This is a genomic window from Nocardiopsis sp. CA-288880, from assembly GCF_050955985.1.
In the GTDB taxonomy this organism is placed as follows: Bacteria; Actinomycetota; Actinomycetes; order Streptosporangiales; family Streptosporangiaceae; genus Nocardiopsis; species Nocardiopsis tropica.
In genome coordinates, this window is sequence record NZ_CP192105.1 from 857,546 (window position 1) to 871,526 (window position 13,981).

Consider the following 13,981-nt stretch of genomic DNA (forward strand, 5'->3'; position numbering starts at 1 on the left):
GCGAATCCGGCCCGGGGGCGGGACACGTCGGTGTCCCGCCCCCGCGCACTACCACGTGAGCCCCTCTTTTCCCTCTGGAGTGTGTGGCGTTTTCGGACGTTTTTCCCAAAACGTGACCATTCCGTAGTTGGCGATTGGAGCGGTTGGGTCCCGCAGTGGGGGCATCATTCCTAACGTGACGGATGCAGGCGCCCGGGGGGGCGCTACCGCGCAGCGGCCAGGAACACACGGGCAGGCGGACTCCGCCGCCCGCGACACAGGGTTGAACCATCTGGGCTCGCTCGCCGTCCGGGGGGACGACGGGGCCATGGACTCGCTGTTGCGCGCGGTCCGGCCCATGGTGGTCAGGTACTGCCACGCACGCCTCGCACGGGTCTCGGGCCTGGCCCACTACTCCGACGACGTGGCGCAGGAAGTCTGCATCGCGCTGCTCTCGGCCGTACCGCGCTACCAGGACCGGGGCCGCCCCTTCGCGGCCTTCGTGTTCGGCATCGCCGCCCACAAGGTCGCCGACACCCTGCGCGTCGCGGGCAGGGTGGAGACGGTGCCCACCGACGCGGTGCCCGAGCAGCCGGACGACGACCCGGGCCCGGAGGAGTCGGCGGTGCGGGTGATCGAGGCCCAGCGAGCGAGGGAGCTCCTGGACGAGCTGCCGGAACAGCAGCGCAAGCTCCTGGTCATGAGGGTGATCGCAGGACTGACAGCGGATGAGACGGGACATGTACTGGGAATGTCGGCGGGCGCGGTACGGGTCGCCCAGCACCGAGCTATCGCTCGGCTTCGGCAGGTGGCCGTGGCGAACCGCCTCCTCCCCTGAACACGGCGGACGCCCCCGTCCCGGGCGCCGCGTGTGCCCCGACCGCCCGCGGGTCCACGGCCGCTGCCGCTACCCCGGCCGGGCCGGACGCCGCAGCTCCGGCTGGCACTGAGCGCGCCGCACCGCGCGCCGGCCCCGCCCCGTCGCCCCGCCCTCCGGCGGGTGGCCGCCCTTGATCCCCGGCCCCTCCGGCGACCGGCCCCTTCGTGCTGCCCGGCCGCTCCGGTGAACGGCCGCCCGTGGACGCCCGGTCCTTCGCCGGGTGGCCGCCCGTGGCCGTCCCGGCCTCCGGCGGGCGGCCCCTCCGCCCCTCCCGCGGGAAGCCCGGGGCGCCGGCCGGTGTTGTGCGGAGGCAAGGGGCGGACAGGTCCGTCCGAGCACGCCCCCAAACCGTGATACCGCTCACTTTCGGGCCGGGGTGACGGGTCAAACACCTCATTCCACCGGGGCCGCACAGGGCGACGACCTAGGATGAGACGACACGCGGGGGCGAAACCGCGCAGGTGTGCCGGGAAAGCGGAGGTTGTGTCATGGGCCAGGAGTACAGCGACTACGGGGACAAACTGCTGCCGCCGGGGTTGACCTACGACGACGTGCTCCTCGTACCGGCCTACTCCGACCTCCAGCCGGGCGAGGTGGACACCACCACCCGCCTGTCCCGCAACATCACCCTGAGCATCCCCCTGCTGTCCGCGGCGATGGACACCGTCACCGAGGCCCGGATGGCCGTGGCCATGGCGCGCCAGGGCGGCGCCGGCGTCCTGCACCGCAACCTCTCCGCCGAGGACCAGGCCAGCCAGATCGACCTGGTCAAGCGCTCCGAGGCCGGGATGGTCACCGACCCCGTCACCTGCAAGCCGGAGGACGACCTCGCCGAGGTCGAGCGCCTGTGCGCCCACTACCGGATCTCCGGCGTCCCCGTCACCGACGCCGGCGGCTCCCTCGTCGGCATCGTCACCAACAGGGACATGCGCTTCGAGAGCGACCGCGCCCGGCTGGTCCGCGACGTCATGACCACCGAGAACCTGGTCACCGCCCCCGTCGGCGTGAGCCGCGAGCAGGCCTTCGAGCTGCTCCGCAGGCACAAGGTCGAGAAGCTGCCCCTGGTCGACGCGCAGAACCGCCTGCGCGGCCTGATCACCGTCAAGGACTTCATCAAGAGCGAGCAGTTCCCCGACGCCACCAAGGACGCCGACGGGCGCCTGGTCGTCGGCGGCGCCGTCGGCGTCGGACCCGAGGCCGAGGAGCGGGCCAAGCTGCTCGTCGAGGCCGGGGTCGACTTCGTCGTCGTGGACACCGCGCACGGCCACTCCGCCGGGCTCGCCGACATGATCACCAAGCTCAAGGCCAACTCCCGCGCCGACATCGTCGCGGGCAACGTGGCCACGCGGGCCGGAGCCCAGCTGCTCGTCGACGCCGGCGCCGACGCCGTCAAGGTCGGCGTGGGCCCGGGCTCCATCTGCACCACCCGCGTCGTCGCCGGCGTCGGAGCGCCGCAGCTCACCGCCATCCTGGAGGCATCCAGGGCCTGTGGTCCGGCGGGCGTCCCCCTCATCGCGGACGGCGGGCTCCAGTACTCCGGCGAGATCGCCAAGGCCATCGCCGCGGGCGCCAGCACGGTCATGCTCGGCAGCCTGCTCGCGGGTGTCGAGGAGAGCCCGGGAGAGCTGATCTTCATCAACGGCAAGCAGTTCAAGGCCTACCGGGGCATGGGCTCGCTCGGCGCCATGCGGGGCCGGTCCTTCTCCAAGGACCGCTACGCCCAGGCCGACGTCGCCTCCGAGGACAAGCTGGTCCCCGAGGGCATCGAGGGCCAGGTGCCCTTCCGCGGCCCGCTCCAGGCGGTCGCCCACCAGCTGGTCGGGGGCCTCCACCAGTCCATGTGGTACGCGGGAACCCGTACCGTGCCCGAACTCCGCGAGCGCGGCCAGCTGATGCGGATCACCAGCGCCGGACTGCGCGAGAGCCACCCGCACGACATCAAGATGACCGTCGAGGCGCCCAACTACAACGCGCGCTGACCCGTCCCGCGCGCCGGTCCGCCGGCGCGTCGGCGGTGCGGGCCGTCCGGGAGACCCCTCCCGGGCGGCCCTTCCTCGTCTCCCCCTTCCGCTCCCCGCCCCGGCGGCGCTGCGGGCGGCTCCGACGCCCGGACGTCCGAGGACCCCGTGACCGTCGGGGACCCCGTCGCCCACGGGGACGGGTGGGACCGCCGGGGCCTGCCCGGCCGGTGGGACGGCGACCCGGTCGGCCCCGATACGCGAGTCCAGGCGGAGCGGGTCAAACCCGGTCCAACTTTTGGGCGGATAGACTCTCGGCGGCAGGAAAGACGCCGGTAGACGAGCCGGTGCCGCACGTCAGAGGGGATCGAAACGTTGGCGCAGGTGGAGATCGGGCTGGGCAAGAACGGGCGCCGGGCCTATGAGCTCGACGAGATCGGGATCGTGCCTGCCCGACGCACGAGGGACCCGGAGGAGGTGTCGATCGCCTGGCAGATCGACGCCTACCGGTTCGAGACGCCGCTGGTGGTCAGCCCCATGGACAGCGTCGCCTCCCCCAAGACGGTCGTGGCCGTCGGGGAGCAGGGCGGTCTGGGAGTGCTCGACCTGGAGGGCCTCTGGACCCGCTACGAGGACCCGGAACCGCTGCTCCAGGAGATCCGCGAGCTGGACGACGTCGCGGCCACCAAGCGGCTCCAGGAGATCTACGCCGCCCCCATCCAGGAGGAGCTGATCGGCCGCCGGATCGAGGAGATCCGCGACGCCGGACTGGTCACCGCGGCACGGCTGTCGCCGCAGCGCACCGCCCAGTACCACAAGGCCGTCGTCGACGCCGGCGTGGACATCTTCGTGATCCGCGGCACCACGGTGTCCGCCGAGCACGTGTCCGGACGCGCCGAGCCGCTCAACCTCAAGCAGTTCATCTACGACCTGGACGTCCCGGTCGTGGTGGGCGGGTGCGCCACCTACACCGCGGCCCTGCACCTGATGCGGACCGGCGCGGCCGGCGTGCTGGTGGGCTTCGGCGGCGGTTCCGGGCACACCACGCGGTCCGTGCTCGGCGTGGCCGTGCCGATGGCGAGCGCCATCGGCGACGTGGCCGCCGCGCGCCGCGACTACCTGGACGAGTCCGGGGGCCGCTACGTGCACGTCATCGCGGACGGCGGCATGACCGGCAGCGGTGACATCGCCAAGGCCCTGGCCTGCGGCGCCGACGCCGTCATGGTGGGTTCTCCGCTGGCGCGGGCCACGGAGGCCCCCGGCGGCGGCTACCACTGGGGCAGCGAGGCCCACCACGAGGAGCTGCCGCGCGGCGAGCGGGTCAGGGTGGGCACCATCGGCGACCTCAAGTCGATCCTGCACGGCCCGGCCGACACCAGCGACGGTTCCATGAACCTCATGGGCGCCCTGCGCCGCACGATGGCCACCTCCGGCTACACGGACCTCAAGGAGTTCCAGCGGGTCGAGGTCGTCGTCAACCCGCACCGCTAGGCGTACGCGTCCCGAGCGGGCCGAGGGGGCCGTGCCGTCCGGCACGGCCCCCTCGCGTCGTCGCCCCCGCGGCCGCGCGTCCGGACAGGCCCGGGGCCGGACAGGCCCGCCGCACGGCCCCGCGGGCCGCCCGGTGGCCGGGTCGGCGCCGCCCCGAGGACGGGGTCCGCTTCCCTGAGCTGGGCGAACGAGGGCGGGGGTGGGATCGATGAGCACCGGCTGTCCCCGGTCGCGTACTTTGGTGACGCGTGATGTGCAGTTGACCTTTTCCTGACGAGCGGGGAGCCAGATGGGCAGCCGACGGGCCACCGGTACCGGGAGGCGTCGAAGTCGTGGTCCGGTGATCGTCGTCTGTGTGACGCTCTCACTGTGCCTGTTGGTGACAGGGGGAGTGTTCTACCTGGTGGGGCGGGTTTCCGACGCCCTCAACGAGTGGTCCCCGCCCGCCGGGCCGACCGCCGAACCCCAGGCCGGCACCATCGAGACGCCGCCGCACGACCAGCTCACGGGGCCGCCGGACCGCTCCGAGCTGACGGCGGCCGCGGCGGACCCGGACGCGTCCGGGGAGCCGGGCGCCGACGAGCGGCACACGCCGGAGCCGACCGCCCCGCGCGCCGAGGGCGCCTGGGTGGAGCGGGTGGCCGAGGCGACCACCATCCCGGGCCGGGCCCTGGAGGGGTACGCGAGCGCGCAGCTGGTGATGGCCGAGGACCAGCCGTCCTGCCAGCTGTCCTGGCCCACCCTGGCCGGGATCGGCATGGTGGAGTCGATCCACGGCACCTACGCCGGGGGCGAGCTCGGACCGGACGGCACCACGACCGTGGACATCATCGGCATCCCGCTCGACGGCACCAACAACACCCGCGCGATCCCCGACACCGACGGCGGCCGGTACGACGGCGACACCGAGTGGGACCGGGCGATCGGCCCGATGCAGTTCATCCCGACGACGTGGGGGCGCTGGGGCGCCTCGCTGGAGGGCGGCGACCCCGACCCGCACAACATCGACGACGCGGCGCTGGCCGCCGCCCGGTACCTGTGCGCGGAGGGCCGCGACCTGACCGACGCGGCCGACTGGGAGGCCGCGATCCTGGAGTACAACCAGTCCAGGGAGTACGTCAACGACGTCCTCGCCTACGCGCACGCCTACGCCGACGCGTCCGCCTGAGCGGCTTCCGTCCACAGGCCCCGGCGGGGCCTCCCGCGGAGCGGTTCCGCGTGGTTCCCTGGAATCGGGGGGTCCCCGGGCCCGCTCCGCGCAGCCGTGCCCGCACTCACCCGCGCGCCCCGGCCCCCTCCGGTGTGCCGGGCCCCGCGGCCCCGCCTGCCGTGCCGGTCCCGGACGTCCCGCCGTTCCCCGCCCCGCCTGCCGTGCCGGTCTCGGTCCCGGTCCCGCCCGCGGCGTCCCGCGCGAGCGCGTCGCTCTCCTCCCGGGTGGGGACGCCCTCCCGGGCGAGCGCGCTCTCGGGTGCGAGCCGCGCGAGCAGCGTCCGGCTGATGTCGAGCAGCTGGTCGCGCTGCTCGGCGCTGAGCACGTCGAACAGGTTCTCCCGCATGCTGACCACATGCCTCGCGCCGGCGTCCCGCAGGACCCCGCGGGCCTTGTCGGTGAGGACGGCGAACCAGCTGCGGCGGTCCTCCTCGCAGTGCACGCGGTCCACGAGGCCCGCCTCGGCCAGCTTCCGCACCGCGTGCGAGATCCGGCTGGCCCTGGTGTGGGTCAGCTCGGCCAGGTCGCTCATCCGCAGTGACCCGTGCTCGCTCTTCGAGAGCAGGACGAGCAGCTCGTAGTAGGTCAGGGGGAGGTCCACCTCCTGCTGGACGTCGCGCTCCACGCGCTGGTCCAGCAGGCGGAAGGCCAGTGTGGCGGCGTCCCAGGTCCGCTCCTCGGACGTGCTGATCCCGCAGTGCTCGCTCATGGGCAAATGCTACCACTTTGGAATGTTGCGCACTGAAGCATTCTGTCTTACTCTCGTGCTGAATAGTTCAGCACTGGATCAAACCCCTCCCAGAGAGCCGGGTCCCATGAACCCCACCGAATCCGCAGCCACCACCGGCGCCGTGACGCCCGCCCGTCCCACGGTCCCGGCGGAGCCCCCGCCCACCGCCGACCCCGCGAGGCCCGCCGCCCCAGCCGCGGGCGCCGACCCCGCCGCTCCCGGGCGCTCACCGCGGTCCGGACCCGACGCCCCCGGGCGCCACCGCCGCCCTCTTCGCCGCGGCCCTCGCAGCCGACTCCTACTGGGCGATGCTCCCGGCGGTCGTCCTGCTCGGGGTGACGGCGGGGACCACCCACCCGGTGCTGTTCGCCGCCGCCGCGTCGGGCGTCGCCGACGACGAACAGGGGGTCGGTTCGGCGATGGTGTCCACCGCCCAGCAGATCGGCGCCGCCGTCGGCCTGGCGTCGCTGGTCGCCGTCGCCGACGCCGCCTCGGGGCCCGCCTCCTCCGGGCTCGGCGCCGCCTCCCTCGCGGGCGGTCTGGCCACGGCGGCCGCGGCCCTCCTCGCCCTGGCGCTGCGGAGCCGTCCGGCGGGATGAGCCGCCGGGCCGGATCCCGCACCGCTCCCGGAGGCGCGTTCCGGGGCCGCCGCGCGGAGGACACGCCGGTCCGGGGGCGGGCGCACGGCGCGCCCGCCCCCGGGCGGCTAGCCTGGTTCCCTCTGATCGCCCCGATGGACACGGGCCCCGGGTGGGTATGCGCCTGGGAGGAACACCATCGAGACGGAGGACCACGGATGGCTACCACCTGGCTGGGACCGAAGGGGCGCGCCGAGGCGCTCGCGTCGATGAAGGACGAGGAACTCGACGTCCTCGTGGTCGGGGGAGGCATCGTCGGGGCCGGCATCGCCCTGGACGCGGTCTCGCGCGGGCTGTCCACAGGGCTCGTCGAGGCACGCGACTTCGCCTCGGGCACCTCCAGCAGATCCAGCAAACTCATCCACGGCGGACTGCGCTACCTGGAGCAGTTCGACTTCGAGCTCGTGCGCGAGGCGCTGCACGAACGGGGTCTGCTCCTCACCACCATCGCGCCGCACCTGGTCCGCCCGGTGCCCTTCCTGTTCCCGTTCGCCCGGCAGTGGGAGCGCGCCTACATCGGCGCGGGCGTCACGCTGTACGACGCCCTGGCGATGTCCTCCCGCAACAACCGGGGGCTCCCCTCGCACCGGCACCTGAGCAGGAACGGCGCGCTGAAGGTCTTCCCGGCCCTCAAACGCAGCGCCCTGGCGGGGGCGATCCAGTACTGGGACTGCCAGGTGGACGACGCCCGGCTCGTCACCAGCGTGCTGCGCACCGCCGCCGGACTGGGGGCCAGGATCGCGTCCCGGGTCCAGGCGGTCGGGTTCCTGCGCGAGGGCGAACACGTCGTCGGCGCAAGCGTCGCCGACCTGGAGACCGGCGACGAGCTGCGCATCCGCGCCCGCCAGGTGGTCAACGCCGCGGGGGTGTGGACCGACGACATCCAGGAGATGGTCGGCGGTCGCGGACAGATCCACGTCAGCGCCTCCAAGGGCATCCACCTGGTCGTCCCGCGCGACCGCATCCAGGCCTCCTCCGGCATGATCCTGCGCACGGAGAAGAGCGTCCTGTTCGTCATCCCGTGGGGCCGCCACTGGATCATCGGCACCACCGACACCGCCTGGGACCTGGACAAGGAGAACCCGGCGGCGAGCCGCGCCGACATCGACTACGTGCTGGACCACGTCAACCAGGTCCTGCGCACGCCCCTGGGCAGGGACGACGTCGAGGGCGTGTACGCGGGGCTGCGGCCCCTGCTGACGGGCGAGTCCGAGGAGACGTCCAAGCTCTCCCGGGAGCACACGGTCGCCCACCCGGTGCCGGGCCTGGTCCTCATCGCCGGGGGCAAGTACACCACCTACCGGGTGATGGCCAAGGACGCGGTGGACGCGGTCGCCCACGGTCTGGGCAGCAGCGTCCCGCAGTCGGTCACCGACCGGCTGCCGCTGGTGGGCGCGGACGGCTACGCGGCGCTCTACAACCAGCGGTACCGGCTCGCCCGCGACTCGGGCCTGCACGTCTCCCGGATCACCCACCTGCTCCGCCGCCACGGCTCCGGCGTGCACGACCTGCTCGACCTCGTCCGGGAGCGTCCCGACCTGGGACGCCCGCTCGCGGCGGCCGACGACTACCTGCGCGCGGAGATCGTGTACGCCGCGGAGGCAGAGGGGGCGCGCCACCTGGAGGACGTCCTCTCCCGGCGGACCCGGATCTCCTTCGAGACCTGGGACCGGGGGATCGCCGCCGCCGAGGAGGCCGCCGAACTCCTCGCCGGGCCGCTGGACTGGAGCAAGGAGCAGATCCAGCGCGAGGTGGAGTACTACCGCAAGGGGATCGAGGCGGAGCGCGCCGCGCAGGAGCAGGACACCGACCAGGAGGCCGACGCCATCCAGCACGGGGCGCCCGAGATCGTCCCCGAGGCGCGCGTCACCCGGAACTGACCGGTGGCCGGGCGGGGGCGCGCCTCCGCCCGCCGGACCCCGCGGGCCCGCCGTCCCCGGACGGCGGGCCCGCGCGTGTGGCCTGCGGCACACCGCCCCGCTAGGGTGCGGTAGCGACCCCTGCCCTCCCCCCGAAGGACGCGAACCCATGATCAAGGTGCTCCTCGTCGAGGACGACGTCCGGCTCGCCGACGCCCTCGCCGGCGCACTGGAGGCCAACGGCTACACGGTCGACCAGGTCCGGACGGCCGAGGGCGCACTGGCGGCGGCCCCCGCCGACCTGGTCCTGCTCGACCTCGGCCTGCCGGACATGGACGGCATCGAGCTGTGCGGCCTCCTGCGCGAGCGCCACGACGTCGGCGACACCGCGGTCATCATGGTCACCGCGCGCGGAAGGCAGCGCGAACGCGTCCGCGGCCTGCGCTCGGGGGCCGACGACTACGTGGTCAAGCCGCTCGCCGTCGACGAGCTCTGCGCGCGGATGGAGGCGGTGCTGCGCCGCACCCGCAGGCGGGACGGGGGACCCCTGGCGATCGGCCCCCTGAGGGTCGACCGCGCGACGCGCGCCGTCGTCCGCGACGGCGAGCGGGTGGACCTCACCCGGAAGGAGTTCGACCTCCTCCTCGCCCTGGCGGCGGAGGCGGGCGCGGTCGTGTCCCGCGAACGCCTGATCCTGAGGGTGTGGCGGACCACCTGGCCGGGGACGCTGCGCACGCTGGAGGTGCACATCGGCACCCTGCGCGCCAAGCTGGGCGTACCCGGGCTCATCGAGACCGTGCGCGGCGTCGGCTACCGGCTGGCGGAGGGCGGGCACGGCTTCCCCGCCTCCCGTCACGAGCCCGCCCGCGGGCCCGACCCCGCCGAGCGGGCCGCCGCGGCCGCCGCCCCGGCCCGGCGGGCCTGACCGGGGCGCCGCCATGCGCCGACGTGTGCTGACCGTGTACGCGACCCTCCTGGTCGCCGCCTGCCTCGGGCTGGCCCTGCCCCTGTGCGGGAGCATCGCCGCCCGGGGCACCTCCGACATGCTCCTGGACCGGATCAACGACACCGCCCGCTTCGCCGGCCTCGCCGAACCGGGTGTGCTCACGGGGGCGGCGACGGGCCTGACGGGCGAACTGGCGGCCTACGACAGGCTGTACGGCATCACCGCCGTCGTCGTCGACCGGGACGGCGCCGTCGTCGCCTCCTCCCGCGAGGGCGCCGACCTGTCGGACCTGGAACCCGGGCGGTGGGGGCAGCACGGCGACGAGCTGCCCGAGGAGGTGCGGACCGCGCTGGCCGGCAACCGCATGGGCGCCGACAGGGTGGTCTACCCCTGGCAGCGGGGACCGCTGGTCGTGGCCGAGCCCATCGGCCGCTCGGGCGAGGTCGTCGGCGCGGCGGTCACCGCCTCGCCCACCGGCTCCCTGCGCCGCTCGACCCTCGTGCAGTGGTGCGTGGCCTGGGCGGCGGTCGCCGTCCTCATGGCCGCCGGGTTCGCCGCGGCGGGCCCCCTCACGCGCTGGGTGCTGCGCCCCATCGACGACCTGGACGAGGCGACCCGCGCCGTGAGCGGGGGGAGCCTGGACACCAGGGTGCGGGCGGAGGAGGGGCCCGAGGAGCTGCGCCGCCTGGGGGAGTCGTTCAACCGGATGGCGGACACCATCACCTCCATGCTGGAGAGCCAGCGCACCTTCGTGTCCTACGCGGGACACCAGGTGCGCAACCCCCTGGCGGCCCTGCGGCTGAGGGTGGACTCCCTGTCGCGGCACCTCACCCCGGAGGGGGCGCGCGACCACCGGATGGCGCTGGACGAGGTGGACCGCCTCTCCCGGATCTGCGACAGCCTGCTCACCCTCGCCCGGACGGAGGACACGGAGCAGTCCCTGGTGTGGGAGGACGTCCTGGAGGTCGTCGACGACCGGCTGGCGTCCTGGGAGCCGATCGCGGAGCGCGCGGGCGCCGTGCTGGTCCGCGAGGGTGTCGAGGGGGTGCGGGTCCGCAGCGCGGAGGGGACCCTGGACCAGGCACTGGACGCGCTCATCGACAACGCCCTGAAGTTCGGCGGGAGCGGTGTGCGGGTCACGGTGCGGGTGGAGCGGGCGGAGGCGGGCCCCGACGGGCCCGGCCACGTGGACGTGCACGTGGTGGACGACGGCCCGGGCCTGCCCGGGGCGCGGCTGGAGCAGGCGTCCCGGCCGTTCTGGCGCGACGGCCACGACGGGGTGGGCGGCTCCGGGCTCGGCCTGTCCATCGTCGTCACGCTGCTGGAACTCCAGGGGGCGCACCTGTCCCTGCGGCCGGCCTCGCCGCACGGGATCGACGCGAGGATCCGCCTGCCGGCCTGAGCGCGTCCGCCGTCCCTCCGCCCGCCGGTCCGTCGTAGGCGTACTTGGCCTCGCGGTAGTACGCGGCCGCGCCGGGGTGCAGGGGGATCGGCAGGGTCGCGATCGCCGACCTGGTGTCCAGGTGCAGCGCGACCGGGTGGATCCGGGCCAGCTGGTCCCGCCACTCGAACAGCAGGCGGGTCAGGTCCTCCGCCGAGTCGTCGGGCATGGACGCGTCGGCGACCAGCAGGCTCGGGACCCCGACGGTGCGCACCGAGGGCACGCCCGGGTAGGTGCCCGCGGGCACCGGCCGCTCGGAGAAGTACTCGCCGTACCCGGCGACCAGGGCGGGAACGTGCCCGGACAGGTCGATCAGCCGGACCGGGGTGCGCTCCGCCAGGTCGGCGACCGCCTGGGTGGGCAGGCCGCCGGACCAGAAGAACGCGTCGACGTCCCCGTTCTCCAGGGCCCGCGCCGAGGCCCCGATGCCCAGTTGGAGCCGGACCGTCGCGCCCTCCCGGAGGGGGCCTCCGGAGCCGGCCGGCTCCGGGCGGAGCCCGGCGAGGTCCAGGAGCCGGTCGGCCATCATCTCGGTGCCCGAGCCCCGGGCGCCCACGGACACGGTGGCCCCGGCCAGGTCGGAGACCTCTTCGTAGGGGGAGTCCGCGCGCACCACCAGGTGCGTGTGGTTGTCGTAGAGGCGGGCGATCGCCGTGATGGGCAGGGGTTCCCCGAAGGGCGGATCCCCCGCGACCGCCAGCGCGGCGACGTCGGCCAGCGTGAAGGCGGCGTCCAGGGAGCCGGAGGCCACCCGCCGGTTGTTCTCCACGCTCGCGGCGGTGGTGAGCGCGGTGATCTCGGTGTCCGGGCGGGCGGTCGCGATCTGGGCGAGCCCGGAACCGTAGGCGTGGTAGACGCCCCCCTCGCCGCCCGTGCCGACGGACAGGCGCAGCGGGTCGGACACCCACGTCTGCGACCAGGTGAGGAGGGGCGCCGCGACCACGACCGTGAGGAGGAGCCCCGCGGCCGTCGACAGCCGCTGGAAGGGGGATCGCGCCATGGGCCGAACACTAGCAAGGACCGCGAAACCTCAGGAGAGGCTCAAATCCCTCCCGTCCCGCTACGGGTTGCGTGCGCGTGACGGCTACGTTTCAGGGCAGCGGAGTGGCCTGCGCCACATCGGCCCTGTTCGGAGCGGATCCGCCTCCGGTCGGAGCCGCTCCGCCACCGCCCCTGCCTTCCCCCGAGAGGACACCCCCGACCATGCGACGCACGATGCTGTCCCTGGCCGCCATCCCCGCCGGTGCCCTGCTGCTGGCCGGTTGCGCCCAGCCCGCCGAGTCCGAGGGCGAGGAGGTCGGGCTCGGGGCCGGCCCCGTCCAGGAGCGACTCAGCATCGTCACCGGCGGCACCGCGGGCGTCTACTACCCGATCGGCGGCGCCCTGAGCACCATCATCGGCGACAACGTCGAGGGGCAGACCGGCTCGGTCGAGGCCACGGGCGCGTCGGTGGAGAACATCCGCCTGCTCGGCTCCGGCGAGGGCCACATCGGCATCGTCCAGGGCGACGCGGCCGACCAGGCCGCCCAGGGCAGCGCGGACTTCGAGGGAGACCCCGTCCAGACCTACTCGCTGGCGGTCCTCTACCCCAACGTCTTCCACGCGGTGACCCTGGACTCCATCGCACAGGCCAAGGGCTTCGAGTGCTTCGGGGACGTGGCCGGCAACCGCTACTCCGTCGGCGACGTCGGCAGCGGCAACGAGGCCACCACCAACCAGGTCTTCGAGTCGCTGGAGATCGCCCTCACCGAGATCGAGATCGACCAGCTCGGCTACGCCGAGACCGCCAGCGCGCTCCAGAACAACCAGCTCGACGCGGGCTCGTGGGTGGTCGGCGAGGGCCACGCCGGGATCACCGAGCTCGGCACCACCGACGACATCTCCATCATCCCGCTCTGCGACGACGAGCGCTCCGCCGTCGTCAACGGCTACGGCGGCTACACCGAGCACGTCATCGCGGGCGGCACCTACCCGGGCGTGGACGAGGACGTCGAGACCATCGCGGTCTGGAACGCCCTGGTCGTGTCCGGCGAGTTCAACGAGCAGCAGGCCTACGACATCACCTCGGCCATGTTCGAGAACATCGACCAGGTCCTCAACGTGTACGCCCCCGGCGAGGAGTACCTGGTCCCCGAGACCATCGTCAACAGCCCGGTCCCGGTGCACCCCGGCGCGGTCCGCTTCTACGAGGAGCAGGGCGTCGAGATCCCCGGGGACCTGCTCCCGTAGGGGCGCGCCGCGATGGAGACCACGTCCCCGCCGCACGTGAGGCGGCCCGCGGACGCCGGGAGGCCCCGGTGGCCGCGGACCGCCGCCCTGCTGGGCGCGGGCGCGGCCCTGGCCGCCCTTCTGCTGCCCGTGTGGCCCGCGCTCAGGCTCAGCGACGGCGGGGACACCATGGGCCACCTCCGCCTCGCCGCGGGCGAGCCCTTCACGGTCTCCTACGTCCACTCCATCGACGGCCTCCCGATCGAGGAGGACCTCCTCGTCCGGGACGGACGCCTGGTCGTGGACTCCACCCGCCTCCGCCAGTTCGGCGCGGGCATGGGCCACATCCCCGGAGAGGGGACCGGACACGCCGACGGCGAGTGGTGGGTCGTCGAGGGCATGGGGCGCGACATCGGCACGGAGCTGACCATCCGGGTCGGCGCCCCCGCCGTCGACCACCGGATCCGCGCCCCGGGGGCCGAGGTGCGGCTGTCGCCGTGCCTCGCCGCGCACCCCGTGCGCGTCGAACCTGTGCGGCTGCCCACGCTTCTCCTGCCCCTCGCCACCGTCCCCGAGCCGGAGTGCTGACACCGCCCTCCGCCGCCCGCGACCCGCATGCCCAGCCCACAGAGCACCGAGGA

12 protein-coding genes are annotated in these 13,981 nt (G+C 74.1%); 10 read left to right on the forward strand and 2 right to left on the reverse strand.

Annotated features, from left to right (window positions below; translation table 11 throughout):
* The first annotated feature begins 262 nt into the window (after nt 1–262).
* From ACQPYD_RS03880 to ACQPYD_RS03895, 4 genes are all read left to right on the forward strand, one after another.
* Nucleotides 263–817, forward strand: coding sequence for a sigma-70 family RNA polymerase sigma factor (locus ACQPYD_RS03880; RefSeq protein ID WP_433699807.1), 555 nt, complete (start codon nt 263–265; stop codon nt 815–817).
* Nucleotides 818–1,347: 530 nt separating this feature from the next.
* Nucleotides 1,348–2,838: an IMP dehydrogenase gene (guaB, locus tag ACQPYD_RS03885; RefSeq protein WP_433699808.1), complete on the forward strand. Its 1,491-nt coding sequence runs from the start codon at nt 1,348–1,350 to the stop codon at nt 2,836–2,838.
* Between the two features lie 363 nt (nt 2,839–3,201).
* Complete coding sequence (locus ACQPYD_RS03890; RefSeq protein ID WP_433701941.1) at nt 3,202–4,308, forward strand: GuaB3 family IMP dehydrogenase-related protein; 1,107 nt, start codon at nt 3,202–3,204, stop codon at nt 4,306–4,308.
* 289 nt (nt 4,309–4,597) lie between these two features.
* Entirely contained in the window at nt 4,598–5,476 is an 879-nt protein-coding gene (locus ACQPYD_RS03895) for a lytic transglycosylase domain-containing protein (RefSeq protein WP_433699809.1), read from the forward strand.
* Between the two features lie 106 nt (nt 5,477–5,582).
* On the opposite strand, the gene ACQPYD_RS03900 is transcribed toward ACQPYD_RS03895, so the two are convergent.
* Nucleotides 5,583–6,227 (reverse strand): MarR family winged helix-turn-helix transcriptional regulator, encoded by a 645-nt coding sequence (locus tag ACQPYD_RS03900; RefSeq protein WP_433699810.1) that lies wholly within the window; start codon nt 6,225–6,227, stop codon nt 5,583–5,585.
* 329 nt (nt 6,228–6,556) lie between these two features.
* Between ACQPYD_RS03900 and ACQPYD_RS03905 the strand changes: the two genes are divergently transcribed.
* From ACQPYD_RS03905 to ACQPYD_RS03920, 4 genes are all read left to right on the forward strand, one after another.
* Nucleotides 6,557–6,847, forward strand: coding sequence for a hypothetical protein (locus ACQPYD_RS03905; RefSeq protein WP_433699811.1), 291 nt, complete (start codon nt 6,557–6,559; stop codon nt 6,845–6,847).
* Between the two features lie 197 nt (nt 6,848–7,044).
* Nucleotides 7,045–8,766 carry a glycerol-3-phosphate dehydrogenase/oxidase gene (locus ACQPYD_RS03910; RefSeq protein WP_433699812.1) on the forward strand — a complete coding sequence of 574 codons (1,722 nt, stop codon included), beginning with the start codon at nt 7,045–7,047 and terminating at the stop codon, nt 8,764–8,766.
* A gap of 148 nt (nt 8,767–8,914) precedes the next feature.
* Complete coding sequence (locus ACQPYD_RS03915; RefSeq protein WP_433699813.1) at nt 8,915–9,670, forward strand: response regulator transcription factor; 756 nt, start codon at nt 8,915–8,917, stop codon at nt 9,668–9,670.
* A 13-nt stretch (nt 9,671–9,683) separates the two neighbouring features.
* Nucleotides 9,684–11,093: an ATP-binding protein gene (locus tag ACQPYD_RS03920; protein ID WP_433699814.1), complete on the forward strand. Its 1,410-nt coding sequence runs from the start codon at nt 9,684–9,686 to the stop codon at nt 11,091–11,093.
* Here the strand turns inward: ACQPYD_RS03920 and ACQPYD_RS03925 are convergent.
* Entirely contained in the window at nt 11,005–12,132 is a 1,128-nt protein-coding gene (locus ACQPYD_RS03925) for a TAXI family TRAP transporter solute-binding subunit (RefSeq protein WP_433699815.1), read from the reverse strand. The two genes, ACQPYD_RS03920 and ACQPYD_RS03925, sit on opposite strands and share 89 nt — an antisense overlap.
* Before the next feature lie 203 nt (nt 12,133–12,335).
* Here ACQPYD_RS03925 and ACQPYD_RS03930 point away from each other — a divergent pair, with 203 nt between their 5' ends.
* Nucleotides 12,336–13,361 (forward strand): TAXI family TRAP transporter solute-binding subunit, encoded by a 1,026-nt coding sequence (locus ACQPYD_RS03930; RefSeq protein ID WP_330157629.1) that lies wholly within the window; start codon nt 12,336–12,338, stop codon nt 13,359–13,361.
* Nucleotides 13,362–13,373: 12 nt separating this feature from the next.
* A complete protein-coding gene (locus ACQPYD_RS03935; protein WP_433699816.1) occupies nt 13,374–13,928 on the forward strand; it encodes a DUF1850 domain-containing protein in 555 nt (184 codons plus the stop codon).
* The last annotated feature ends 53 nt before the right edge of the window (nt 13,929–13,981 follow it).

Excerpts from the sequence above, each read along its gene's own strand:
- ACQPYD_RS03925 (WP_433699815.1), bottom strand. The coding sequence starts at position 12,132 with ATGGCGCGATCCCCCTTCCAGCGGCTGTCGACGGCCGCGGGGCTCCTC.
- ACQPYD_RS03895 (WP_433699809.1), top strand. The coding sequence starts at position 4,598 with ATGGGCAGCCGACGGGCCACCGGTACCGGGAGGCGTCGAAGTCGTGGT.
- guaB (WP_433699808.1), top strand. The coding sequence starts at position 1,348 with ATGGGCCAGGAGTACAGCGACTACGGGGACAAACTGCTGCCGCCGGGG.
- ACQPYD_RS03910 (WP_433699812.1), top strand. The coding sequence starts at position 7,045 with ATGGCTACCACCTGGCTGGGACCGAAGGGGCGCGCCGAGGCGCTCGCG.
- ACQPYD_RS03900 (WP_433699810.1), bottom strand. The coding sequence starts at position 6,227 with ATGAGCGAGCACTGCGGGATCAGCACGTCCGAGGAGCGGACCTGGGAC.
- ACQPYD_RS03935 (WP_433699816.1), top strand. The coding sequence starts at position 13,374 with ATGGAGACCACGTCCCCGCCGCACGTGAGGCGGCCCGCGGACGCCGGG.
- ACQPYD_RS03920 (WP_433699814.1), top strand. The coding sequence starts at position 9,684 with ATGCGCCGACGTGTGCTGACCGTGTACGCGACCCTCCTGGTCGCCGCC.
- ACQPYD_RS03905 (WP_433699811.1), top strand. The coding sequence starts at position 6,557 with ATGCTCCCGGCGGTCGTCCTGCTCGGGGTGACGGCGGGGACCACCCAC.
- ACQPYD_RS03915 (WP_433699813.1), top strand. The coding sequence starts at position 8,915 with ATGATCAAGGTGCTCCTCGTCGAGGACGACGTCCGGCTCGCCGACGCC.
- ACQPYD_RS03930 (WP_330157629.1), top strand. The coding sequence starts at position 12,336 with ATGCGACGCACGATGCTGTCCCTGGCCGCCATCCCCGCCGGTGCCCTG.